Annotated in this window: 26 protein-coding genes; 2 read left to right on the plus strand and 24 right to left on the minus strand. The window is 66.2% G+C overall.

The annotated features are described in order from the left end of the window. Positions 1–148, minus strand: a 148-nt coding sequence (locus ACK4MH_RS13365) for a hypothetical protein (protein ID WP_409719304.1), incomplete at its 3' end; no start/stop codon positions are given. 158 nt (positions 149–306) lie between these two features. Here ACK4MH_RS13365 and ACK4MH_RS13370 point away from each other — a divergent pair. Further along, positions 307–882, plus strand: coding sequence for a superoxide dismutase family protein (locus tag ACK4MH_RS13370; RefSeq protein WP_409719184.1), 576 nt, complete (start codon positions 307–309; stop codon positions 880–882). Between the two features lie 39 nt (positions 883–921). On the opposite strand, the gene ACK4MH_RS13375 is transcribed toward ACK4MH_RS13370, so the two are convergent. The 8 genes from ACK4MH_RS13375 to ACK4MH_RS13410 form a co-directional block, all read right to left on the minus strand. Continuing rightward, positions 922–1,455: a DUF1003 domain-containing protein gene (locus ACK4MH_RS13375; protein WP_409719186.1), complete on the minus strand. Its 534-nt coding sequence runs from the start codon at positions 1,453–1,455 to the stop codon at positions 922–924. Between the two features lie 29 nt (positions 1,456–1,484). After that, positions 1,485–2,423 (minus strand): DMT family transporter, encoded by a 939-nt coding sequence (locus ACK4MH_RS13380; RefSeq protein WP_409719188.1) that lies wholly within the window; start codon positions 2,421–2,423, stop codon positions 1,485–1,487. Between the two features lie 64 nt (positions 2,424–2,487). Continuing rightward, positions 2,488–2,958 (minus strand): DUF2269 family protein, encoded by a 471-nt coding sequence (locus ACK4MH_RS13385; RefSeq protein WP_409719190.1) that lies wholly within the window; start codon positions 2,956–2,958, stop codon positions 2,488–2,490. Next, positions 2,955–4,256, minus strand: coding sequence for an SDR family oxidoreductase (locus ACK4MH_RS13390; RefSeq protein WP_409719192.1), 1,302 nt, complete (start codon positions 4,254–4,256; stop codon positions 2,955–2,957). Before ACK4MH_RS13390 ends, ACK4MH_RS13385 begins: the two co-directional genes overlap by 4 nt. After that, positions 4,253–4,708, minus strand: coding sequence for a thiol-disulfide oxidoreductase DCC family protein (locus tag ACK4MH_RS13395; RefSeq protein ID WP_409719194.1), 456 nt, complete (start codon positions 4,706–4,708; stop codon positions 4,253–4,255). The genes ACK4MH_RS13390 and ACK4MH_RS13395 overlap by 4 nt, the downstream gene beginning before the upstream one ends. Before the next feature lie 18 nt (positions 4,709–4,726). Then, positions 4,727–5,230, minus strand: a complete 504-nt coding sequence (gene ssb, locus ACK4MH_RS13400) for a single-stranded DNA-binding protein (RefSeq protein ID WP_409719196.1) — start codon at positions 5,228–5,230, stop codon at positions 4,727–4,729. Positions 5,231–5,393: 163 nt separating this feature from the next. Beyond that, positions 5,394–5,816, minus strand: coding sequence for a hypothetical protein (locus ACK4MH_RS13405; RefSeq protein ID WP_409719198.1), 423 nt, complete (start codon positions 5,814–5,816; stop codon positions 5,394–5,396). Then, on the minus strand, positions 5,816–6,487 hold the full coding sequence (locus ACK4MH_RS13410; protein WP_409719200.1) for a hypothetical protein: 672 nt from the start codon (positions 6,485–6,487) through the stop codon (positions 5,816–5,818). The genes ACK4MH_RS13405 and ACK4MH_RS13410 overlap by 1 nt, the downstream gene beginning before the upstream one ends. A gap of 138 nt (positions 6,488–6,625) precedes the next feature. Here ACK4MH_RS13410 and ACK4MH_RS13415 point away from each other — a divergent pair, with 138 nt between their 5' ends. Beyond that, the gene (locus tag ACK4MH_RS13415) at positions 6,626–7,564 is read left to right on the plus strand and encodes a CPBP family intramembrane glutamic endopeptidase (protein WP_409719202.1); all 939 of its coding nucleotides are present in this window, start codon (positions 6,626–6,628) and stop codon (positions 7,562–7,564) included. A 1-nt stretch (position 7,565) separates the two neighbouring features. Here ACK4MH_RS13415 and ACK4MH_RS13420 read toward each other — a convergent pair whose 3' ends face one another. From ACK4MH_RS13420 to ACK4MH_RS13490, 15 genes are all read right to left on the minus strand, one after another. Continuing rightward, positions 7,566–10,268, minus strand: coding sequence for a transcriptional regulator (locus ACK4MH_RS13420; protein WP_409719204.1), 2,703 nt, complete (start codon positions 10,266–10,268; stop codon positions 7,566–7,568). 60 nt (positions 10,269–10,328) lie between these two features. After that, on the minus strand, positions 10,329–11,177 hold the full coding sequence (locus ACK4MH_RS13425) for a flagellin (protein ID WP_409719206.1): 849 nt from the start codon (positions 11,175–11,177) through the stop codon (positions 10,329–10,331). 136 nt (positions 11,178–11,313) lie between these two features. Continuing rightward, positions 11,314–11,595: a hypothetical protein gene (locus tag ACK4MH_RS13430; protein WP_409719208.1), complete on the minus strand. Its 282-nt coding sequence runs from the start codon at positions 11,593–11,595 to the stop codon at positions 11,314–11,316. 84 nt (positions 11,596–11,679) lie between these two features. Further along, positions 11,680–12,414, minus strand: a complete 735-nt coding sequence (locus ACK4MH_RS13435; RefSeq protein ID WP_409719210.1) for a flagellin — start codon at positions 12,412–12,414, stop codon at positions 11,680–11,682. A 112-nt stretch (positions 12,415–12,526) separates the two neighbouring features. Next, positions 12,527–13,264 (minus strand): flagellin, encoded by a 738-nt coding sequence (locus tag ACK4MH_RS13440; protein ID WP_409719212.1) that lies wholly within the window; start codon positions 13,262–13,264, stop codon positions 12,527–12,529. A gap of 112 nt (positions 13,265–13,376) precedes the next feature. Then, a complete protein-coding gene (locus tag ACK4MH_RS13445) occupies positions 13,377–14,180 on the minus strand; it encodes a flagellin (RefSeq protein ID WP_409719214.1) in 804 nt (267 codons plus the stop codon). 113 nt (positions 14,181–14,293) lie between these two features. Beyond that, on the minus strand, positions 14,294–15,037 hold the full coding sequence (locus ACK4MH_RS13450) for a flagellin (protein ID WP_409719216.1): 744 nt from the start codon (positions 15,035–15,037) through the stop codon (positions 14,294–14,296). A gap of 284 nt (positions 15,038–15,321) precedes the next feature. Next, on the minus strand, positions 15,322–16,140 hold the full coding sequence (locus ACK4MH_RS13455; RefSeq protein WP_409719218.1) for a flagellin: 819 nt from the start codon (positions 16,138–16,140) through the stop codon (positions 15,322–15,324). 217 nt (positions 16,141–16,357) lie between these two features. Further along, on the minus strand, positions 16,358–16,519 hold the full coding sequence (locus ACK4MH_RS13460; protein WP_409719220.1) for a hypothetical protein: 162 nt from the start codon (positions 16,517–16,519) through the stop codon (positions 16,358–16,360). Next, positions 16,509–16,982, minus strand: a complete 474-nt coding sequence (locus ACK4MH_RS13465) for a hypothetical protein (protein ID WP_409719222.1) — start codon at positions 16,980–16,982, stop codon at positions 16,509–16,511. Before ACK4MH_RS13465 ends, ACK4MH_RS13460 begins: the two co-directional genes overlap by 11 nt. Further along, positions 16,979–17,362: a M15 family metallopeptidase gene (locus tag ACK4MH_RS13470; RefSeq protein ID WP_409719224.1), complete on the minus strand. Its 384-nt coding sequence runs from the start codon at positions 17,360–17,362 to the stop codon at positions 16,979–16,981. Before ACK4MH_RS13470 ends, ACK4MH_RS13465 begins: the two co-directional genes overlap by 4 nt. Next, the gene (locus tag ACK4MH_RS13475) at positions 17,359–17,622 is read right to left on the minus strand and encodes a hypothetical protein (protein WP_409719226.1); all 264 of its coding nucleotides are present in this window, start codon (positions 17,620–17,622) and stop codon (positions 17,359–17,361) included. The genes ACK4MH_RS13470 and ACK4MH_RS13475 overlap by 4 nt, the downstream gene beginning before the upstream one ends. Next, the gene (locus ACK4MH_RS13480) at positions 17,619–17,774 is read right to left on the minus strand and encodes a hypothetical protein (RefSeq protein WP_409719228.1); all 156 of its coding nucleotides are present in this window, start codon (positions 17,772–17,774) and stop codon (positions 17,619–17,621) included. The genes ACK4MH_RS13475 and ACK4MH_RS13480 overlap by 4 nt, the downstream gene beginning before the upstream one ends. Next, positions 17,771–19,222 (minus strand): DUF2793 domain-containing protein, encoded by a 1,452-nt coding sequence (locus ACK4MH_RS13485; protein ID WP_409719230.1) that lies wholly within the window; start codon positions 19,220–19,222, stop codon positions 17,771–17,773. Before ACK4MH_RS13485 ends, ACK4MH_RS13480 begins: the two co-directional genes overlap by 4 nt. Positions 19,223–19,366: 144 nt before the next feature. Then, complete coding sequence (locus ACK4MH_RS13490) at positions 19,367–19,828, minus strand: DUF4112 domain-containing protein (protein ID WP_409719232.1); 462 nt, start codon at positions 19,826–19,828, stop codon at positions 19,367–19,369. Positions 19,829–19,870: the final 42 nt, after the last annotated feature.

The following is a 19,870-nucleotide window of genomic DNA, read 5'->3' on the forward strand; positions in this document are numbered from 1 at the left end:
TGCGACGGTGAACCGGCTTGAGGCCGTCACGGGCGTCAGGAAGCGCGCGCGAGACGATCACGCTCATGGCGTAGTCGAGGTACGAACGCTTCAGTTCGTCCTCGATCGTGATCGTGGAAATGTCGGAGCCGCCGCCTCGACCGTTGATCGGGGTTGCGGCGTTTTCGTAGCTGTCGTCGGTCAATGAAGCGTGGCTTTATGCGGCCGGAATCGGAACGTGATCCGCTGTGATGATTTCTAGCATTCCAGGGGCTCGGTGGCAAAGCGACGTCGCCGTGAAAGCCCGTCTCTGAAAGGACTTTCCACATGCGCGCCTACACTCTCGCCGCCGCCCTCATGATCGCCTCTCCGCTGGCCCTGACCACGGCCTGCGCCGCGACCGGCAACGCCCCGCAAACCCATGTCGAACGTGCGCCCGTCGGCGCGACGGGACAGGCGGTCCTGATCAACGCCTCGGGCGCCAATATCGGGCGCGTCGACCTGCGCCAGGGGCCGACCGGCTTGGTGATCAAGGTCGAGGCCTCGGGCCTGACGCCCGGCTGGCACGGTATCCACATCCATGCGACCGGCGAATGCGCCGCGCCCTTCACCTCTTCCGGGGCCCACATCAATCACGGTGAACCGAAAGCCCCGCACGGCCTGCTGAACGCGGCCGGCCCGGACGACGGCGACCTGCCCAACATCTGGGCCGGCGCCGACGGCAAGGTGAACGCCGAACTGTTCACCCCCCGCGCCCGCATCTCGTCGGAAGGTCCCGGCCAGTGGCTGTGGGACGCCGACGGCTCGGCCATCATCATCCACGCCAATCCCGACGACCATTCGACCCAGCCCATCGGCGGCGCGGGCGACCGGGTTGCCTGCGCCGCGCTTAGCGCAAGCTGAGCTTTCCTTAGACGTTGAAGATGGCCCGCTGAACGCCGTTCAGCGGGCTTCTTTTTGCGTCAGCAGGCGCCGGATCAGCTCGGTCTGTTCTTCTTGGCGCGCGGTCAGGTGCTCGACCTTTTCCAGCAAGGCCATGATCTCGATCTCGGCCTTCAGGTTGACCTGATAGTCATTGCCGGCGTCCAGACGGTCCTTCTGCGCCTGACGGTTCTGGCTCATCATGATGATCGGCGCCTGGGCGGCGGCGATCATCGACAGCATCAGGTTCAGGAAGATGAAGGGATAGGGGTCGAAGGCGTCGCGCCTGAGCACCAGGTTCAGCACCGTCCAGGCCAGCAGGAACAGGCCGAAGGCGATCAGGAAGGTCCAGGACCCACCGAACGTCGCCACTCTGTCCGCCAGCCGCTCGCCGAAGGTCTGGCGGTCGTCGAAGGTCTCGTTGATGTCCTCGGAGATCGGCCGGCGTTCGGCCGTGCTGCGAACGACGCTGGCGGCGTTCGCGGGCAGTTCGTGCGTCGCCTTGCCCAGCCAGCGGCGGGAGACGTGGTCGGCGTCGAGGGGGGCGTGCGGCATGGCGGTCTCCTGAAACGGTCAGGAACAGATCAAGCCTTGGCGGCCCCCGCGCGCAAGCCCCGTTCGGCCAGAGCGACCAGAGCCACCCCGCCCATGGCGATGGCCGACCCGGTCAGAATCTGCGGCGTCAGGATGTCCCCCATGAAGCCCCAGCCGATCAGCATCGACACCACCGGCGTCACCAGCAGATAGGGCGTCACCCGCCCCGCCTCCCGCCGCTGCACCAGCCAGAACAGCAGGGTCGTCGCCAGGACAGACGACACGATCCCGGCCCAAAGCAGCGTGGCCCAGACCATGGGCGTCGCGGTCTTTACCGCCTCCCACTGCCCATGCTCGAACACCGCCGAGCCGAAAGCCATGACGGGAAAGGCGCCGAGCGCCAGCAGGCCCTGCATCTTCAACGGCGGAATGGAGGTGGTGCGGCGCGCCACCACCGTCGTCACGCCCCAGGCCGCGCCGGCGGCGATGGCGACCAGAATGGCCTTCCAGTCCTGCAAGGCGTGAGCGTCCAGCGTCATCCAGGCCACACCGACGAAGGCCACGCCCATGCCGACCAGGGCCGCCTTGGACAGCCGCTCGCCCAGGATCAGGAAGGCGAACAGGGTGGTGAAGGGGATCCACAACTGGTTGGCCACGGTCACCGGACTGACGTCGGTCGCCAGCCAATAGGCGGTGTAGGCCAGGCCATACTGGATCGGTCCGCCGACGATGACGATCAGCATCAGGCTCTTCCAATCGGGGAACGGCGGCCGCACGAAGGCGATCAGACAGGCGCTGGCGATGCCGAACCGGATCGCCCCGACCAGCAGCGGCGACAGGTGCTCGGTCGCCAGCTTGGCCCCGGCGTTGTTGATGCCCCACACGACGATGATCGCCGCGATGGCGGCGATCTCCAGCCCGGTCAGGGCATGGGGTTTAGGCGGCAATGGCGCGGGTGCGGGCCCAACTTCAGGATTGGCGTCGGTCATCACAGGCCTATGACACGGCTTGGGACGCGCGTCGGCTCACATTGGATGACCCCAGGTTTCGGGATCAGAACTCCGGCTTGGCGACCATCAGCCAGTAGATGGCCAAAACGCCGGCGAAGGCGGGCCAGCCCAGGGCGAACCACCAGCGGAAAAGGCGATGATAGGCGGACGGCAAGTCAGTCCCCTCGCCTGCCGCCTGTTCGGCCAGCTTCATCATCCGGTACTGTATCCACACGACCGGCAGCCAGCAGACGCCGATGAGGACATAGAGACCATAGGCGGCCAGCAGCCACGAACTGGTCAGGGACCAACCCTGCAGATGGATCAGGCCCAGGCCGCTGATCGGCTGGATCACAACGGCGGTCGCGGTGAAGACGAAATCGGCCAGAACGACGATCCTGCCCACATCCGCGACCGTCCGCGCATCTTTCGTCGCGTGGGCGCGCAGCATGAAGAAGGCGATGCCCGCCCCTGTGCCGAACAGGACGGCGCCGGACAGGATGTGGACGATCTTCAGCAGGATATACAGGCTCATCGGCGCGCGTCCGTGGCGGCCACGAACAGACACAGGGCCATCATCGGCAGCACCTTGAGCCAGGGCCCCAGCGGGTCGATCCAGAAATGCGGCAGGCTGGTCGTGCCGGCGATCAGATAGCCGACGGTGGCCAGGCACATGAAGATCGCCACCCGCGCTGTCCACGGCCGCACGAACAGCATTAGCCCCAGCACCACGTCCAGCAGGGCGCCCCACCAAGCGATGGGTCCGGCCATGCGGCCATAACCGCCCTCGTGCAGAATGGCGACGGCGCGGTCCCAGCCGGGTCCAAAGCTGATCAGGCCGGTGATCAGCCAGAACAGGCCCAAGGTTACGATGGAGACGGGCCGCACGAACCACAGCCGCGCGTGCCAGACATCCTGAACCGAGGCCGGGGTCTCGGCCAGGAAGCGGGTGAAACCGCGCGACGGAACGCCCAGCGCCTGCGCCCAGCCGCTGTCGCGACCGGACACGTCATGGTCCATTTGTTTGATCGCGGTCGTGCGGATCGGCGAGGACCAGCCCAATCGACCAAGCAGATCACCGACCGCCAGCGCGGGCGCGGCCAGGGCGCGCGGCACGCGAACCACAGGCGCGGGCGTCAGTCCCATCCAGCCGCGATACAGACGCACCGTCTCGACCATGGTCACCGGCTCTGGTCCCGGCATGTCGAACGACTGGCGAGACGGGGCGCCTGGTTTCAGCGCCGCAACGACGGCGGCGGATAGATCGCCCAGCGGGATCGGGCGGAAAATCTGGTCGCCGCCTATGACGAGGCTGAACAGCGGAAAGGCCGCCAGCGCGCGGATCAGGCCCGTGCCGCCGAACGCCGCGCGGTCCACCACCAGCGACGGCCGCAGGATCAGCCAGTCCAGGCCGCTGGCCTCGACCATCCGTTCGGTCTGGGCCTTGGTGCGGGCGTAGTCGGTGCCGGCGTCATCGTCCGCGCCGACGGCGGAAATATGAACCAGTCGTCGCATGCCCGCCGCCTCGCAGGCCGCGATCAGGGCGCGCGGACCATCGACATGGGCGGCGCGGGTGCTGTCGCCCGACCCGTTCTGAAGCACGCCGACACAGTTCACCACCGCATCGACGCCGGCCAGCAGCGTCGTCCAGGCCTCGGCCGTCGTCAGTTTTGCGAAGTCGGCGACGACCCAATCGAACGTCGGCGCACGACGGGCCGGTTCGGCGATGCGACGGGCGCCGGCGCGCACGGACCAGCCCGCAGACGACAGGGCCGCCGCAACATGCGAGCCGATGAAGCCGTTGGCGCCCAGCACCAGCACCCGTCCGCTCATCCCAGCACCCGGTCCGTCAGATCGACCCCTTGCGGAGGCGTGGCGCACCAGGTCGCACCGGGAAATCGGCGACGACGACGCGCGATGAAATCATAGAGGGTGTCGCGGACGATCCTCGGCATAATCCGCCCGAGGACCGCCAGACGATAAGGCGGCGGCAGCAGGGCCGCGATGCCCAGGACGCCGTCGGACCTCTGTCGCGCCACGCCGTCCTGGATCAGCAGCATCGTATAGGGATTTTCGGCATCGACGCCGTAGTGGACCAACAGGGCCCGCCCCAGCGGCGACTGCGTCGGGGCGAGCCGGATGCGACCGGCCCGGTCGTGCTTCAGGATTTTGTGCGCCGAGCCCGAGCAGAGCGCGCAATCGCCGTCGAACAGAACCAGGGGCCGGTCGTCCGGGAAGGCCGGAACGGCGGGATCCTCACGATAGCTGTAAGGCCCCCGTCCCATGGTCGGTTCGGATCGGCCTTAGAACGGAATGTCGTCGTTCAGGTCGTAGCTTTCCTTGGGGCCGCTCGGCTTGTTGGCGCCGCCGGTGGAGAAGCCCGACGAATAGTCGTCGTCGCCGCGACCACCGCCGCCGCCGCCGGCATAACCGCCGCCTTGCGATCCGCTTTCCGAACGACCGCCCAGCATGGTCAGTTCACCCTTGAAGCGGCTGACCACGATCTCGGTCGAATATTTCTCGACGCCCTGCTGGTCGGTCCATTTGCGGGTCTGGAGCGCGCCTTCGATATAGACGGTCGAGCCCTTCTTCACATAGTTCTCGACCACCTTGACGATGTTGTCGTTGAAGATGACGACCCTGTGCCACTCGGTCTTTTCCTTGCGCTCGCCCGAGGACTTGTCGCGCCAGGTTTCCGAGGTCGCGATCGACAGGTTGGCGATGCGGTCGCCGTTCGGCATGGACCGAATTTCGGGGTCACGACCCAGGTTGCCGACCAGAATGACCTTGTTGACGCTGCCCGCCATGGAAACTTCCTTCTCGTGTGAGGCGGCGACTGCATCGCCCGCCTCGTCAATTCAGTCCGATGTCTGACCGGGGCGACGCCTTATCGCCAGCCGCTTTCTACATCGCACCCGCCAAACCGGTGGATTAACGAAATGTTCCACCTTTGTTCACGTACTGCAAGTCCTATTTCGCGGCGGGGTCCGCTGCGATCGCGATAGGACGGCCCGTCTCGTCGCGCTGGATGGCGCCGGGGATGGCCAGGCGGCCGTCGCCGGTGCGGGCCATGGCGAAGAAGCGGCTGCCGTTCAGGCTCTTGCCGATCTTGACCCCCTCGCGGTCGATGAAGATGAACCGGCCCTGATAGGCGCCCGCGATCTCCTGGTTCGAGCCGCCCATGCGCAGAAAGCGCAGACGCATCTCCTCTAGGCGCGCGGCGCACTGTTCCAGCTGGGGCTGGTCGTCGGCGATCTTCTGCAGGCGAGGCGGCGCATTGTCCGGCGTCGCCACGAAATAGCAGGCGCCCTCGGCGAACTCGTATTTCGGTTCGTTGGAGCAGGCGCCCAGCAGGGCCGTTCCAGCGACGGCGGCGAGAACGACGAGGCGCATCAGTTCATCCCAGGAAATTGGCAGTTGCGGTCCTGCTCGGCCAGGGTCCGGAAACGGGAATTGTCGCCCGACTGTTCCACCCGGCGCGGCACCAGGCGCAGCGTCGTATCGCCCCAGCGGCCATATTGGGCGTCGCCCGGCCCGACGCAGGTTCCGGCATACAGCGCCTGGACGCAGGCGTTCAGGCTCATGTTCGAAGACAGGGTGCGCCAGCCGGAACCGCTGTGACGCAGGCACGGGCTGCCGTTGGCGACGGGCGTGGGTCGCGGCGCGGGGCTCTGCTCGACATAGGCGGGCGGCGCCGTCTCGGCCATCTCGACGGCCGGCAGCTCGGGCGGCGGAGCGAAGGCGGCGGTGGGGGCGGCGGCCAGGGCGCCGGTCGCGTCCAGACCCACGTCCAGAGCGTCGGTCGCCAAACCATTACGCTGGGCGCAAACGGCCAGGGTCGCCATGCCCACGAACTGACCATCGACGAAGCAGCGCAGCTCGCGCGTCGGCTCCAGCGAAGGCGCGTCGGCCAGGTTGACGACCAGCCCGCCCTTGGACGCGGGCGAATCCTCCGGCGTCTTGTCGCCGCCGCCGGTGAAGATCAGGGCCAGCACGACGGCGGCGATGATCACCAGACCAGCGCCGACCACGATGATGACGCGGTTGTCTTTCGGAAGGGCCATGAAGGGGCTTTCGCGGATGAGGAGGTCAATAACTCCGACCGGGCGCCGGGCGTCAACCGGCAAGCGCCGCGCAACGCCCGTGCAGATGATATTCCAAGGGAGCAAAACCCGAAGGATGGCGCAACCCATACGAGACGATTGACGCCGCTGAAGGCGATAGCCAAGCTTCACCTCATGACCCCGACCGCCCCGCCCTTTTCGTCGCCAAGCTTTCTGTCCGCCGTGACGCCAGAGAAACGCATCAGACGCGCCTTCGCCACGGCCGGCGCGATCATCGCGGCCATGATCCTGGTCGCCGTGGCGCTAGGATTGGCGAACTTGGCAATGCCGGGTTTCCGCGGCGCATTCGAACTCTCCGAAGTCGCGCAAACGTCAAACCGACTGATGGAAGAAATCCGGGTGATGGGTGCTTTGGCGGTAATTCTCGGCATCACAGCCACCTTGGCTCTGTGGTTCGCCAGCCTGATCCATCATCGGCCAGCCGTCAGCTTCCTATGGGCGAATCGCAAGCCTTCGATCCGACTGCTGCTGCTCGGCGCGGCGGTGTCGGCCCCGATCACGGCGATCATCTTGTTCGGCTATGGCTGGCTACAGGGGGAACCGCTGCTGTTCCCGGTTCTGGACGATCGGTATCCACTGATGCATCGCGTCTCTTACGCCTTGGCGGCAGTCGCCGCGCTGTTCGTGGCGGCGGTGGCGGAAGAGGTGCTGTTTCGAGGCCTGGTGCTGCAGGCGACGGCCGCCTTAACGCGCCGAATCCTCGTGATCTGCGCGATCAACGGCGTGCTGTTCGCTGCCTTTCATCTTTATGCCGACCCGGTGGTGTTCGCCAGTCTGGCCATCGCGGGCGCGCTCTGGGCCTGGGTCACGCTGGAGCTGGGCGGCATCGAGTTCGCGACCGGAGCTCATGTGGCCCACAATCTCTGCGTCGTTCTTCTGGCCGAACCGTTCACTCTGGGCTGGGATACCGCGCCGACGGCAGCGCCGATAATATTGGCGTTCGACCTGTTCATGGTGCTGGCCGTGGCAGTGGCGGTGAAGACGCTGAAAGCCAGCAGAACGACAGCCCTGGCCTAGATCAGGCCAGCAGACGGCTGAGCGCAGCTTGATAATTGGCCAATTGGGTCTGCTGATAGGCGGTCGAGGAGCCGTTGCCGGTCTGGGTGTTGGTGATGCCGACGGTCGATGGCGCCAGCGAGCGATAGGACGATCGCACCGCCGTCATGGCCTGGGCCAGCGACTCGATTGCGGCCTTGATCGCGGCCGGATCGTTGAGGCTCAGCTTGTTGGACAGGTTCAACCCATAGGTTTTGGTCGCGTCCTTGTCCGGCGTGACCGGGCCGACGAAGCCCGACGTCAGGCCCAGCGCGCCAAGCGCATCCTTGCCGACGGCCCCGGAGGAGATGATGGCGCCGTCCTTGTTCGCCGCCGTCTTGATTTCCAGACGCTGGACGATGGGTTTGGCCTTGAGGTCGGTGATGACCTTGGCTTCCAGCTGGCGGCCCGAGGCGGCGTTGATCTTTTTGGCCAGGCTCTCCAGCGTGTCCTTGGCGTCGATGGTCACGGTGACGGCCCGCCCGCCGGCGGCGGGAGTGATCGAGAACTGATCTCCGACCCGGGCCGCTGTGGCCACAGTCAGAAGCTTGGAATCCGCCTGCATGATCTGGCCTTGCGGCAGGCCCAGCCTATCGAGGACGCTGGCGCCGCCCGAGGCGATGCTGAGGCTGGTCGGCATGGCCTGGTCGCCGTCGGCGCGCCAGGTCCGGTTGGATTGGACCGCCCCTGTGGCCAGATCGATCTGGGCCAGATAGCCCGAAGTGGGGTCATCCTTGCCCGCACCCTCGGCCCGGTTCGTGCCGGTGATCCAGACCTTGCCGTCCTTGATGGCGACATCGGCGGCGGTGTCCGCGCCTGCCCCGCCGAAATAGGTCAGGCGGTCGTCGCCGGAGGCCTGAAGATCATCGGACAGGGTGGCGATGAAGACGTCGCTGCCGCCCGCATGGGCGTTCGTCGCCGCGCCGATGTCCAGAGCCGCATTTTCGGTATGGCCGGTGACCACGACCTTACCGTTCTCGACCGAAATGCCCGCGATCGCGCCGCTGGCGTAGCCGAGGTCGCGGCTGGAGGCCAGGGTCGGCACGCCGGCTGCGTCCAGAGTGAAGCGGCGTACGACCGCCTTCCCGTTCTCGACGCCCGCCGTATAGAGATCGTTGCCCGACACCGTCATGGCCTGGACGGAATCGTCGCCTGCGCTGCCGAACTGAATCGTCGAAACATTCACGCCGACGTCCGGGCCGTTGATCTTGATCGGCTTTTCCTGGAAGGCCTGAAGATAGGAATCCCAGCCGCCCAGAGCCGCATTGCCCGGCATGGCCGATTTCGAGCGCCCGGCGACATAGACCATGCCGTCTGCGCCGAAGTGGACTTCGGTCGCCTCGTCGGCCGCCTTGGCGCCGCGACGCTGGGTCCATAGCTCCTTGCCCGAACTGTCGAACACGGAAACGAAACTGTCGGCGACGGCGGCGTTGTCGCCGCTCTTGCCTGGCTCCAGCGCGCCCGTCACGGATCCGGCCAGAGCCACACGGCCGTCGTCGTCGATGGCGATGGAGAAGCCGTTGGCGCTGGACGCGGCGCCCAGCAGCTTGGTCTGCATCAGATTGCCGCCGGAATCGTATTTCATCAGGGCGACGTCACGCACGCCCTTGATCGGCTGGTCGCCCTCGCCGGCCGTCAGCTCGGCGACGACCCAGACCGAGCCGTCGGGCGCGACGGCGCTGGCCTTAACGGCGGCGACGCCGTCGGGCAGGTCGGTGTGCCCCACCCTGCCCTCGACCCAGAACGGATCGTCCACGCCCTGCTGCGCGGTCGGCGCTGAGCCGCCGTCAGCCTGGAATTTGAGCAACTGACCCGCCGTGCCGGTCTTGCCGACGCCCTGGGTCACATAGACGGCGTCGGAGGTGTCGACGGCCTGGAATCTGATCGCCTCGCCCGTTCCGCCGTTAACCTTCAACGCCCACTGATCCGGCCCGGCCGGCAGGGTGATGGTCTTGGTTCCGCTCTTGATCGTCTTGGGCTCGGCAGGGATCATCTGGACGCCCATCCGCGTCGCGACGCCTGCGGCTTCCAGCTTGCCGTTCATATAGGCGACGACATTGCCCATCGAACGATCGGTCGCGCCCATCTCGGACAGGTCCATCTCGACCGCCTGGGTTCCCGTCGCGGTCTTGACCGTCATTGAGAACTTCACGTCGCCCTCGAACGCCTTGACCGTCGAGGTCGCGGCGCCGTCATGCAGAGGCGCGGTGAGGAAGCTCGTCGGCGCGCGTTCCAGCGCATAGGTGCTCTTGACCGAGGTCTGGGCCACGCCCTGAACCAGCCGCATGTCCTCGAAGCTGGCGGTGCTCAGATAGGTGGACATCTCGGCCATGCCCTCGCCGAACCGCTTGGACAGCAGGGCCGCTTCGGACGCGGCGAGACCCTTGACGCCGGCCCGGTCGGCCAGGGCGCTGAGACTGTTGAGGCCCTGGTACAGGGCGAACATTTTGCGATAATCGCTGGAGGCGCCGGCCAGATCCAGGCTGACATTGCCTTCGTCGATCAGGCGGCGGCCGGCCAAGGCCGCACGGACCATGTCGCTGGCTTTTGGCGGGGTCGCTGTGGAAGACCAGGGCGCGGTCGGTTGGGTCTTCTTGGTCTTCGCAGCCGTGCTCGCACCAATGAGTGACGACGACGTGTCCGTCGTTATCCCATAAAGACCCAGCAGATAGCTGTTGTTGATCATTCACACGGCTCCGACCCTATCGTGCGCCTGCGCCCGATAACGAACCGTTAAGCTGTCAGATCAGCCCTTGAACAGCGACAGGATGATCTGGGGCGCCTGGTTGGCGATCGACAGAGCCTGGACGCCCAACTGCTGCTGGACCTGCAGGGCCTGAAGGCGCGCGCTTTCCTTGGCCAGATCCGCGTCCACCAGATTGCCGATGCCGGCCTCCAGCGCGTCCGACAGCTTGCCGACATAGGTGGTATGGCGTTCGATCTGTTTGGACTGGGCGCCCAATTCGGCCAGGCGCGAAGTGCTGGTGGAAATGGCGGTATTGATCCGCGTCAGGGCGTCGTCAGCGTTCGCCTTGGTCAGCAGGTCCGGCGCCGCCGCGACTGGGGCGGTGGTCGCGGCGAGGCCCAGGCCCGTCAGCGTCATGTCCTGGCGGTCCAGGGTGATCGTCTCAGCGCCGTCGGCGCTGGCCAGGAAGTTGATGCCCGCCGTCGCCGAGCCGTCCAGAATGTTCGATCCGTCGAAGATCGCATTGTCCGCGAACGACTGGATCGACTTCAGCAGCGACTGGAACTCGTCGTTGTAGGAGGTCCGCATAGCCAGGGTGGCGCTTTCGTCCGACGCGGCGGTCGCCTTGCCCTTGAGCTCGATCAGCAGGTCCGAGATCTGTTCGCCTGCGGCCAACGTCACGTCGGCGATCGAGGTGGCGCGGTTCAGGCTGGTGGTCACCGCTTCCAGCGAGCCGCGATCCGCGCGCTGTCCCTGTGCGACGGCCCAGACGGCGGCGTTGTCTCGTGCGCCCTGAACCTTCAGTCCAGTATTCACCCGGCTCTGAGTCGACGCCAACTGGTCGTTGGTGCGGTTCAGATTCTGCAGGGCGATCATCGCCGAGGTGTTAGTGTGGATGCTGGTGGTCATGGCTTCAAGCCCCCGGACGTTCTGTTGGGTACAGGATTAACCATGAGTCGTAATCACATGGTTAACGGCATAGAAACCATGATTGCACCGCACGGCAAGCCGGCGGCGCTGGGCATTCGTGAACGACGACGGCCAATTAGACGGCGGTGTCGACCAATCTTCCTCCGCGATAGGTCGGGTCGCTGCTCAGCGTCTCGACATCCTCACGCGGCAACTGCCGAACCACCTCGCCCGTCACGCGGTCCAGGACCTTGTATACAAAGCGGTTATCGCCCAGTGACTCGATGGTCAGCCGGTAACGGCTGGCGTCATTGTTGTCGTTCCGAGGCGTCGGCGGCGGAGGCGACGGCTTGGTGGTGATTGCGGCGTCGGGGATCGGCGGAGGTACGCTTACTGATCTCGCAACATTGTCTGTCATGGCTCCATGCGCGGGTCGGCCCGCGCCCTCTAGAGAAACAAGCGATCAGCCGGAGCGGTCGTGAGACCGCTCCGGCCGCGCGTCTTAGCGGAACAGGCCCAGCAGGATCGAACTGCCCTGGTTGGCGATCGACAACGCCTGCACGCCCAGCTGTTGCTTGGTTTGCAGGGCGGTCAGCTTGGCGCTTTCCTTGGCCAGGTCGGCGTCCACCAGATTGCCCACGCCGGCTTCAAGAGCGTCCTGAAGCTTGTTGACGAAGGTGATCTGGCGACCCAGCGACTTGGACTGGGTGCCCAGCGTGGCCAGGGCGCCGGTGACGGTGCCGATGGCCGTATCAACCGCCGCCGTGGTGGCGGCGCCGGCGGCGAGGTTGCCGGCTGTCAGAGTGGACAAGCTGGCCAACGGCGTCGTCAGGCTGTTGACGCTGTCGAACGAGGCGCCGGTGATCGCCGAGGCGATTTCCGTGCCCAGGGCGTTGAAGTCGGCAAGATAGGCCGTCTGCGCCGAACCGGTCGACGAGGCGATGCTGACGGACAGCGACTTCATCTCTTCCAGGGCGGAGGTGATGGTGTCGCCGGCGGCCAGGGCCACGTCGGTGATCGACTGGGTGCGTTGCAGGCCGGCGCGAACGGCGTCCTGCGAAGCGGCGGTGGCGCGTTGCGACGTGGCGATCGAGAAGATCGCTCCGTTGTCCTTCGCCGATGACACCTTCATCCCGGTGCTGATCCGGTTTTGGGTGGTTTCCAGCTGTTGGCTGGTCTTGTTCAGGCTCTGCAGGGCGACTGCGGCGCCGTAGTTCGTGTTGATGCTGGTAGCCATTTTGGCGTTCCTTTTTCACTTCGTGAGATCCGCCGCCATTTTGGCGACGGGAGCATTTTGCTCGGGGTTCAAGGCCATGACCCCGCCGCCGAGGCGGCGAGGTCGCCGGGCCTTAGCGGAACAGGCTCAGCAGGATCGAGCTGCCCTGATTGGCGATCGACAGCGCCTGCACGCCCAGCTGTTGCTTGGTTTGCAGGGCGGTCAGTTTGGCGCTTTCCTTGGCCAGGTCTGCATCGACCAGGTTGCCGACGCCAGCCTCCATGGCGTCCTGCAGCTTGTTGACGAAGGTGATCTGACGACCCAGCGACTTGGACTGGGTGCCCAGCGTGGCCAGGGTGCTGGTCGTCGCCGCGATGGCGGCGTCGACGTTCGCCGTCGTGGCGTTGGCGGCGGTGATGCTGCCAGTGTTCACGGCAGTGATCGCCGCGTTCGCGCCCAAGGCCGTCAGGCTATTGGCGCTGTCGAACGTGGCGCCGGTGATCGCGGTGCCGATTTCCGTGCCCAGAGCATTGTAGTCGGCCAGATAGGCCGTCTGCGCCGCACCGGTCGACGAGGCGATGTTGACTGCAAGCGACTTCATTTCTTCCAGAGCGGAGGTGATGGTGTCGCCGGCGGCCAGGGCCACGTCGGTGATCGACTGGGTACGTTGCAGGCCGGCGCGAACGGCGTCCTGCGAGGCGGCGGTGGCGCGTTGCGACGTTGCGATCGCGAAGATCGCTCCGTTGTCCTTCGCCGACGACACCTTCATCCCGGTGCTGATCCGGTTTTGAGTCGTGTCCAGCTGTTGGCTGGTCTTGTTCAGGCTCTGCAGAGCGACTGCGGCGCCGTAGTTCGTGTTGATGCTGGGCATTTCTAGCCCTCCTTTTCACTTCGTGAGATCCGTCAGCATTTTGCCGACGGGAGCATTTTGCTCAGGGTTCAAGGCCATGACCCCGCGGCCGAGGCGGCGAGGTCGCCGGGCCTTAGCGGAAGAGGCTCAGCAGGATGGAGCTGCCTTGGTTGGCGATAGACAGCGCCTGCACGCCCAGCTGTTGCTTGGTTTGCAGGGCGGTCAGCTTGGCGCTTTCCTTGGCCAGATCGGCGTCCACCAGATTGCCCACGCCGGCTTCCATCGAGTCCTGAAGCTTGTTGACGAAGGTGATCTGACGCCCAACCGACTTGGACTGGGTGCCCAGGGTGGCCAGGGCGGTGGTCACGCCCGCGATCGCCAGATCGACGTTCGCGGTGGTGTAGTCGGCGACATCGGGCGTCGCCGCCGTGAACAGCGCCAGCTGCGTGTTAGCGCTGACGGCCGTAGCCGTGCCCAGGCGATAGGTGCCCGAACCCGTCTGAAGATCGGTCGTCGCGCCCGCCGCCGTGTTCAACAGGTTGATCCCGTCGAAGGTGGCGCCGGCCAGTGCACTGCTGATTTCCTTGCCCAGGGCAGTGAAGTCGGCCTCATAAGCCGTTTTCGCCGAACCCGTGGATGAGGCGATGTTCACCGAAAGCGACTTCATTTCTTCCAGAGCGGAAGTGATGGTGTCGCCGGCGGCCAAGGCTACGTCGACGATGGACTGACCGCGTTGCAGCGAGCTGCGAACCGCATCTTGCGAGGCGGCGTTGGCGCGCTGTTGCGTGGCGATGGCGAAGATCGCGCCATTGTCCTTGGCCGAGGAGACTTTCATGCCGGTGCTGATCCGGTTTTGAGTCGTGTCCAGCTGTTGGCTGGTCTTGTTCAGGCTCTGCAGAGCGACTGCGGCGCCGTAGTTCGTATTGATGCTAGCCATTTTGGCTGTTCCTTTTTCACTTCGTGAGATCCGCCGCCATTTTGGCGACGGGAGCATTTTGCTCGGGGTTCAAGGCCATGACCCCGCCGCCGAGGCGGCGAGGTCGCCGGGCCTTAGCGGAACAGGCTCAGCAGGATCGAGCTGCCCTGATTGGCGATCGACAGCGCCTGCACACCCAGCTGTTGCTTGGTTTGCAGGGCGGTCAGTTTGGCGCTTTCCTTGGCCAGGTCTGCATCGACCAGGTTGCCGACGCCGGCCTCCATGGCGTCCTGCAGCTTGTTGACGAAGGTGATCTGGCGACCCAGCGACTTGGACTGGGTGCCCAGTGTGGCCAGCGACGACGTCACCGTGCTGATGGCCGTATCGACGGCAGCCGTGGTGGCTGCGGCGCGAGCGACCGAGCCGCCGGTCAGGCCGGTTACGGCCGCAACGCCGAGGGGGGTCGTCAGGCTGTTGGCGCCGTCGAACGTTGCGCCGGAGACCGCCGAGGCGATTTCAGTACCCAGAGCGTTGAAGTCTTTCAGATAGGCGATTTCCGCGTCTGAACCGGCGACCGAGGATTGGATGCTGACGGCAAGAGACTTCATCTCCTCAAGCGCCGTCGTAATGGTGTCGCCGGCGGCCAGGGCCACGTCGGTGATCGATTGGTTGCGTTGCAGTGTGTTGCGCGTGGCGTCTTGCGAGGCGGCATTCGCACGCTGCTGGGTGGCGATGGCGAAGATCGCGCCATTGTCCTTGGCCGACGACACCTTCATCCCGGTGCTGATCCGGTTTTGGGTCGTTTCCAGCTGTTGGCTGGTCTTGTTCAGGCTCTGCAGGGCGACTGCGGCGCCGTAGTTCGTATTGATGCTAGCCATTTTGGCTGTTCCTTTTTCACTTCAGTGATTTCCAACGGCTTTTTGCCGCGGGGAGCTTTTTGCTCAGTAGGTAAGAAGCAATTGCCGGGCCATTTTTGCCGCTCGCAATTTGTCATAAGTAACTGTTTTTACTTGTTTACCTTTGATTTACCCTCCTTCTAACCCGGCAACTCCTGCCGGGCCGACCCACAAGCCAGGCAAGTTTTGCCGAGTGCGTGACGAGTTCAGTCTGCGCCGGCGGTGCGTCACCGCGCGGCGAAAGGCGAAATGTTCAGCCTGAGAGCTTAGCTGCGGAAGAGGCTCAGCAGGATCGAGCTGCCCTGGTTGGCGATCGACAACGCCTGCACGCCCAGCTGTTGCTTGGTTTGCAGCGCGGTCAGCTTGGCGCTTTCCTTGGCCAGGTCGGCATCGACCAGGTTGCCGATGCCGGCCTCGGTCGAGTCCTGCAGCTTGTTGAGGAAGGTCATCTGACGACCGACCGACTTCGACTGGGTGCCGATGGCCGCCAGGTCGGCGGTGATCGTCGCGATGGCGGTGTCGACGATGGCGGTCGTGGCGCCGGCGCGGACAGCGGTGCCGGCCGAGACAGCCACGACGGAGGCGGCGGCCGCCTTATCGACCGTGCCGAAGCCGATCTGATAGGTCCCGCCGCTGACATTGGTGGTGATGGTCGTCGCGGTGGTGGTGTTCCACAGGTTGACGCCGTCGAAGCTCGCGCCCTTCAAGGCCGCATCGATTTCCTTACCCAAGGCATTGAAATCGGTCAGATAAGAGGTTTCGGCGGCGGAGCCGGCGACCGAGGACTGAATGCTGACGGCCAGCGACTTCATTTCTTCCAGGGCGGCGGTGATGGTGTCGCCGGCGGCCAGGGCCACATCGACGATCGACTGTCCGCGCTGAAGCGAATTCCGGACCGCATCCATGGCGCCCATGTTGGCGCGCTGGGTCGTCGCGATGGCGTAGATCGCGCCGTTGTCCTTGGCCGAGCCCACTTTCAGGCCCGTGCTGACACGGTTTTGCGTGCGCTCCAACATGGCGTTGGTCGCATTGAGGTTTTGCAGGGCGACAGCTGCGCCGTAGTTCGTATTGATGCTCGTAGCCATTTTGGCTTCCTGTTCACTTCGTGTGATGTCCGGCGCCATTTTAGCGCCAGGAGCGTTTTGCTCGGTCTCTAGGAGAGCAAGGGCGGGGCCAGTTCGAAACAGCGCGCCCGTTCGACGCCTTCATTGATTTCGTTGAATTTATCTCGCCTTTCGGCGAGGCGACCCGGCAAGCTTTCACCTCACGCGGCAGAAGTTGCCGAGTCGTTTTTGCTGGGTGTCAGTCTGCGGCCCGTTTGGTCCCGGCCTGAACGTCCTGCATCGCCCGCTCGGCCAGCAGTGTCTCGACCGCCAGCCGCCGCGCGCCGTCGCAGGCGACGATCTGGGCGCCGCGCAGCACATAGGCGGCATCCAGATCGCCCGCCGTAGGCTCAGCCGGCAAGGTCGCCAGGGCGCACGGCCGTCGCGCCGCTTCCGGCAACGTCAACCGCGCCGGCGCAACCGTCGAGATCGGGGGCGAGCCGGCACAGCTCGCGGTCATGGCGGCGCAGACGATCAGCGCGGCGGTGTTCCAAGGAATAGTCGGCGTCATCGGCGCTCCTGGCCTGTGCGACGGCGGTCGCGGTCGCCCGGTCCACCGCCGTCGTCCTGTGTTGATAGTGATCGACGCGCACGGCCTGAGCCGCCGCCCCTGCGGTCTCGATGCGCCTGGCTTCGGCTTGCGCCTGGGCGGCTGCGGCGGCGTCTCGCTCGTGAGACCGAGCCGTCGCCAAACGTTTCTGTTGCAGGTCCAGCGGGTCCCAGCGAAAGCCGAGGCCGCCCAGCAGAACGGCCCCTACCCCTAACACCGCCACGCCTGCCGCCAGCCAACCCCACGGCGTCAGCGCGCGCAGGAGGGCGCTCACGGGAAGGCCTTTCGATCCAGCTCGAAATGCGGGCCGTCGCGCAGTGTCTTCCAGTCCCCGCCCCAGATCAGGGGCGTCTTCAGATCAGCGGCCGCCGCCTTGAACGCCTGGGCGATCCGGCCATACAGCGGCCAGTCCCAGCGCACCTGACCCTCGACCAGGGCGGCGACATCGACCGCGTGACCCGTCAAATGACGCGAGCGCAGCGTGCGGCTGGCCCCCGCCTTGACCAGCGCCGCCTGACGCGTCGCCGTGCGCAGGCCCTCCGTGATCATGAAATCGACCGGAGATCGCAGGATCGCCGCCTCGACCACCGCCGTCAGCGCCGGATGGACGCCGACAAGCCGCACCCGCGACCGGGTGGAAAGCCGAAAGCTCATGGCCGGCCTCCCATCATCTTCAGCCGGGCATTGGCCACAAGGGCGACCAGTTGTTGGGCGGTGGGCGCCACCAGATAGAGGACCAGGATCAGGGCCAGTAGTCCCATCAGCCCATCCGTCATCCTGGGCAGCATCTCGGGCGGCATCCGCCCGACCGTCCGCATCAGCAGCACCCACAGCCCCGCGCTGACGGCGAAGGCGTAGAGGCGGCGAAACAGCCAACGCCCTTCCGCCAGCGGCTCTATCGTCGGTCGGGTCATTGTTCGTCCTCCTTGTCATAGGTTTCCACGATGCAGCGCCCGTCCCAGCCAGACTGGGCGCGCCATTCGCCGTCGCTGAGGCTGTCGGGCGCTTCCCACGCCTCGGCCTCCAGCACTTCCACCGGCTCGGCCGGATGCCGCCGCCGGCTCATCCGACGGCCGTGATGCGAACCGCGCCCGCCGCGCCTGCGCCGCCCGGGCCGGCGACGGTCAGACCCGCGCCGCCGCCCCCTCCGCCTGCGCCGAATATCGCCCCCGCACCGCCGGGACTTCCGGCGCCGGTCACCGACGCGGACCCGCCGCCGCCGCCTCCACCGGACAACGACAGATGGGGCATGGCGGCGATCGAACCCGCCGCACCCGCCGCCCCACCAGCGGCAAGACGTCCGCACCAGCCGCCGGCCCCGCCCGGTCCTCCAGCACGCGCGACATCGGGCGCACTCAGCCCGCCGCCAGCGCCGCCGCCGCCGGGTCCATCGGGACAGACCGTCTCGCCGCCGGTCGCTGCTGTGGTCGTGATCGATGAGCCGCCGCCGGGGTTGGCGACGCGCAAACCCAGACCGCCGGCGCCGCCCAAGCCCGCGCTGGCGCTGCCTGTCGCACCGCCGAGGCCGCCCGAGGCGCGCAGCAGGACCTCGCCGCCCGCCGCGATGCGGCTCTCGTCTCCCGCAGCACTCCCAACGCCGCCCGCGCCGACGGTGATCGTCAATGCATCTTCGAGATCGTCAGTGGACCAGCAGCCTTGCGTCAGGCCGCCCGCGCCGCCTCCCCCGCCGCCGAAACGCACGGTCCCGGCCAGCCCAGCCAGGCCAGCGCCGCCCCCTCCTCCGCCGCCGACGCAGGCGACTTCGAGCCAGCGCGCCCAGGACGGCGGGACATAGTGGCCGTCTGCGGTGAACAGGGTGGTCTCGCGCCTGACCGCGCCTTGATCGAAGGCGATTCGGCCGGTGGCGCGGTCCACGCGAAACACGCTCCGCCACGTGCCTGCGTCATCGCAGACCTTGAGGCCCAGATCGTCATCGCCGATCAGGCCAAGTTCGGCACGCGCCGCATATCCGCTCTGGAACAGCAGCGACAGCACATCGCCCGCCGTTTCCTTGTTCAGCGTCAGACGCAGGTCGCCGTCGCCGCCCTCCTCCACGCCGCGCGCGGTGAACAGGGCAGCGTTGATCTTGACGGACAGGGGATTGGCGTCATCGGCGGTCGTGCCCAGGCCCAGCCGCATCAGGCCTTGGGCCTCGCCCAGCCGCTCGCCGAGCGCGACCCAGCCCGCGTCGGTCCGCACCAGAACGGCTGGCTCGTCCAGCACCACGGCGATCAGGCCATTGGGCGTCGGCACGACGGTCCAGCCGCCCGCCTCGAACCGCATCAGGACGCCCGCGGCCCGCCCAGCCCAGGCGACCCCCTCCGCATCGTCCGGCAGGATATAAAGGTCGCCGTCAGCCGGCGCGGGCGGCTGAACCGTCGTTGTCCGGCTGACCACCGCCGTTTGCAGCAGGGCGTCCAGCCGGGTCAGGGCCGTGTTCAGGGTCACGTGCTTCTGCATCTGTCCCGCCGCCAGATAAGGCAGGGCCAGACGCGCACTGAAGTCGTCGCTCATCATTCTCTCCGTTGTCGTCGGAGATCAGTCTGGGCGTGGCCCTACCTCAGGCCGGAAGATGGTCGATACGATCGATTAGGCCGTTGTTTTCATACGGCTTCGGTTTGCAGAATATGCTGGCTAGACCGGGTTAACTCGCGCATCTCAGTCGTGAAGATAGACGATCCGCTTCAGCGTCTGGTCGTTTTGCACCCGCGCCTCGTGCATCTCGTGGTCGCCGCTGGCGCGCGCATTGGCCTCGGTGTCCTCGACCCAGTGGGTGCTTTCGATGTGCTTCTGCAGCGCCCGCGCCGCCATCAGCTGGCCGGGAAAGAAGGTGTCCACGATGTCGCCGGCGAGGGGCACCGTGCCGGTCGCCGTGTCGATGGCCATATAAGCCCCCATCCGCGCGAGGGTCGCCGGCGTCGCCTTGGCCCGCACGGCCTGAAGCATCAGCCAGCCGCCCGTTCCGACCGTATAGGCCGTGCCGACAATCGGCACCCAGGTCAGCATGGCGTCCAGCCCCAGGCCGAACGGGCCGATGCCGATCACGCGGTCGGACAGCTTCTTTACGCCCTCGACATTGGACCAGATGTTCTCGATATCCCGGATCGACCGTCTGGCCATGTCGCCCTCCAAAGCGTCGCCTTAACGCGGCGCGACGCTTCG

It is taken from the genome of Brevundimonas sp., assembly GCF_046295075.1.
Classification (GTDB): domain Bacteria; phylum Pseudomonadota; class Alphaproteobacteria; order Caulobacterales; family Caulobacteraceae; genus Brevundimonas.

Bases quoted from the DNA above. Each gene is read 5' to 3' on its own strand.
- ACK4MH_RS13370 (WP_409719184.1), top strand. From the start codon at position 307: ATGCGCGCCTACACTCTCGCCGCCGCCCTCATGATCGCCTCTCCGCTG.
- ACK4MH_RS13375 (WP_409719186.1), bottom strand. From the start codon at position 1,455: ATGCCGCACGCCCCCCTCGACGCCGACCACGTCTCCCGCCGCTGGCTG.
- ACK4MH_RS13380 (WP_409719188.1), bottom strand. From the start codon at position 2,423: ATGACCGACGCCAATCCTGAAGTTGGGCCCGCACCCGCGCCATTGCCG.
- ACK4MH_RS13385 (WP_409719190.1), bottom strand. From the start codon at position 2,958: ATGAGCCTGTATATCCTGCTGAAGATCGTCCACATCCTGTCCGGCGCC.
- ACK4MH_RS13390 (WP_409719192.1), bottom strand. From the start codon at position 4,256: ATGAGCGGACGGGTGCTGGTGCTGGGCGCCAACGGCTTCATCGGCTCG.
- ACK4MH_RS13395 (WP_409719194.1), bottom strand. From the start codon at position 4,708: ATGGGACGGGGGCCTTACAGCTATCGTGAGGATCCCGCCGTTCCGGCC.
- ssb (WP_409719196.1), bottom strand. From the start codon at position 5,230: ATGGCGGGCAGCGTCAACAAGGTCATTCTGGTCGGCAACCTGGGTCGT.
- ACK4MH_RS13405 (WP_409719198.1), bottom strand. From the start codon at position 5,816: ATGCGCCTCGTCGTTCTCGCCGCCGTCGCTGGAACGGCCCTGCTGGGC.
- ACK4MH_RS13410 (WP_409719200.1), bottom strand. From the start codon at position 6,487: ATGGCCCTTCCGAAAGACAACCGCGTCATCATCGTGGTCGGCGCTGGT.
- ACK4MH_RS13420 (WP_409719204.1), bottom strand. From the start codon at position 10,268: ATGATCAACAACAGCTATCTGCTGGGTCTTTATGGGATAACGACGGAC.
- ACK4MH_RS13425 (WP_409719206.1), bottom strand. From the start codon at position 11,177: ATGACCACCAGCATCCACACTAACACCTCGGCGATGATCGCCCTGCAG.
- ACK4MH_RS13430 (WP_409719208.1), bottom strand. From the start codon at position 11,595: ATGACAGACAATGTTGCGAGATCAGTAAGCGTACCTCCGCCGATCCCC.
- ACK4MH_RS13435 (WP_409719210.1), bottom strand. From the start codon at position 12,414: ATGGCTACCAGCATCAACACGAACTACGGCGCCGCAGTCGCCCTGCAG.
- ACK4MH_RS13440 (WP_409719212.1), bottom strand. From the start codon at position 13,264: ATGCCCAGCATCAACACGAACTACGGCGCCGCAGTCGCTCTGCAGAGC.
- ACK4MH_RS13445 (WP_409719214.1), bottom strand. From the start codon at position 14,180: ATGGCTAGCATCAATACGAACTACGGCGCCGCAGTCGCTCTGCAGAGC.
- ACK4MH_RS13450 (WP_409719216.1), bottom strand. From the start codon at position 15,037: ATGGCTAGCATCAATACGAACTACGGCGCCGCAGTCGCCCTGCAGAGC.
- ACK4MH_RS13455 (WP_409719218.1), bottom strand. From the start codon at position 16,140: ATGGCTACGAGCATCAATACGAACTACGGCGCAGCTGTCGCCCTGCAA.
- ACK4MH_RS13470 (WP_409719224.1), bottom strand. From the start codon at position 17,362: ATGAGCTTTCGGCTTTCCACCCGGTCGCGGGTGCGGCTTGTCGGCGTC.
- ACK4MH_RS13475 (WP_409719226.1), bottom strand. From the start codon at position 17,622: ATGACCCGACCGACGATAGAGCCGCTGGCGGAAGGGCGTTGGCTGTTT.
- ACK4MH_RS13480 (WP_409719228.1), bottom strand. From the start codon at position 17,774: ATGAGCCGGCGGCGGCATCCGGCCGAGCCGGTGGAAGTGCTGGAGGCC.
- ACK4MH_RS13485 (WP_409719230.1), bottom strand. From the start codon at position 19,222: ATGAGCGACGACTTCAGTGCGCGTCTGGCCCTGCCTTATCTGGCGGCG.
- ACK4MH_RS13490 (WP_409719232.1), bottom strand. From the start codon at position 19,828: ATGGCCAGACGGTCGATCCGGGATATCGAGAACATCTGGTCCAATGTC.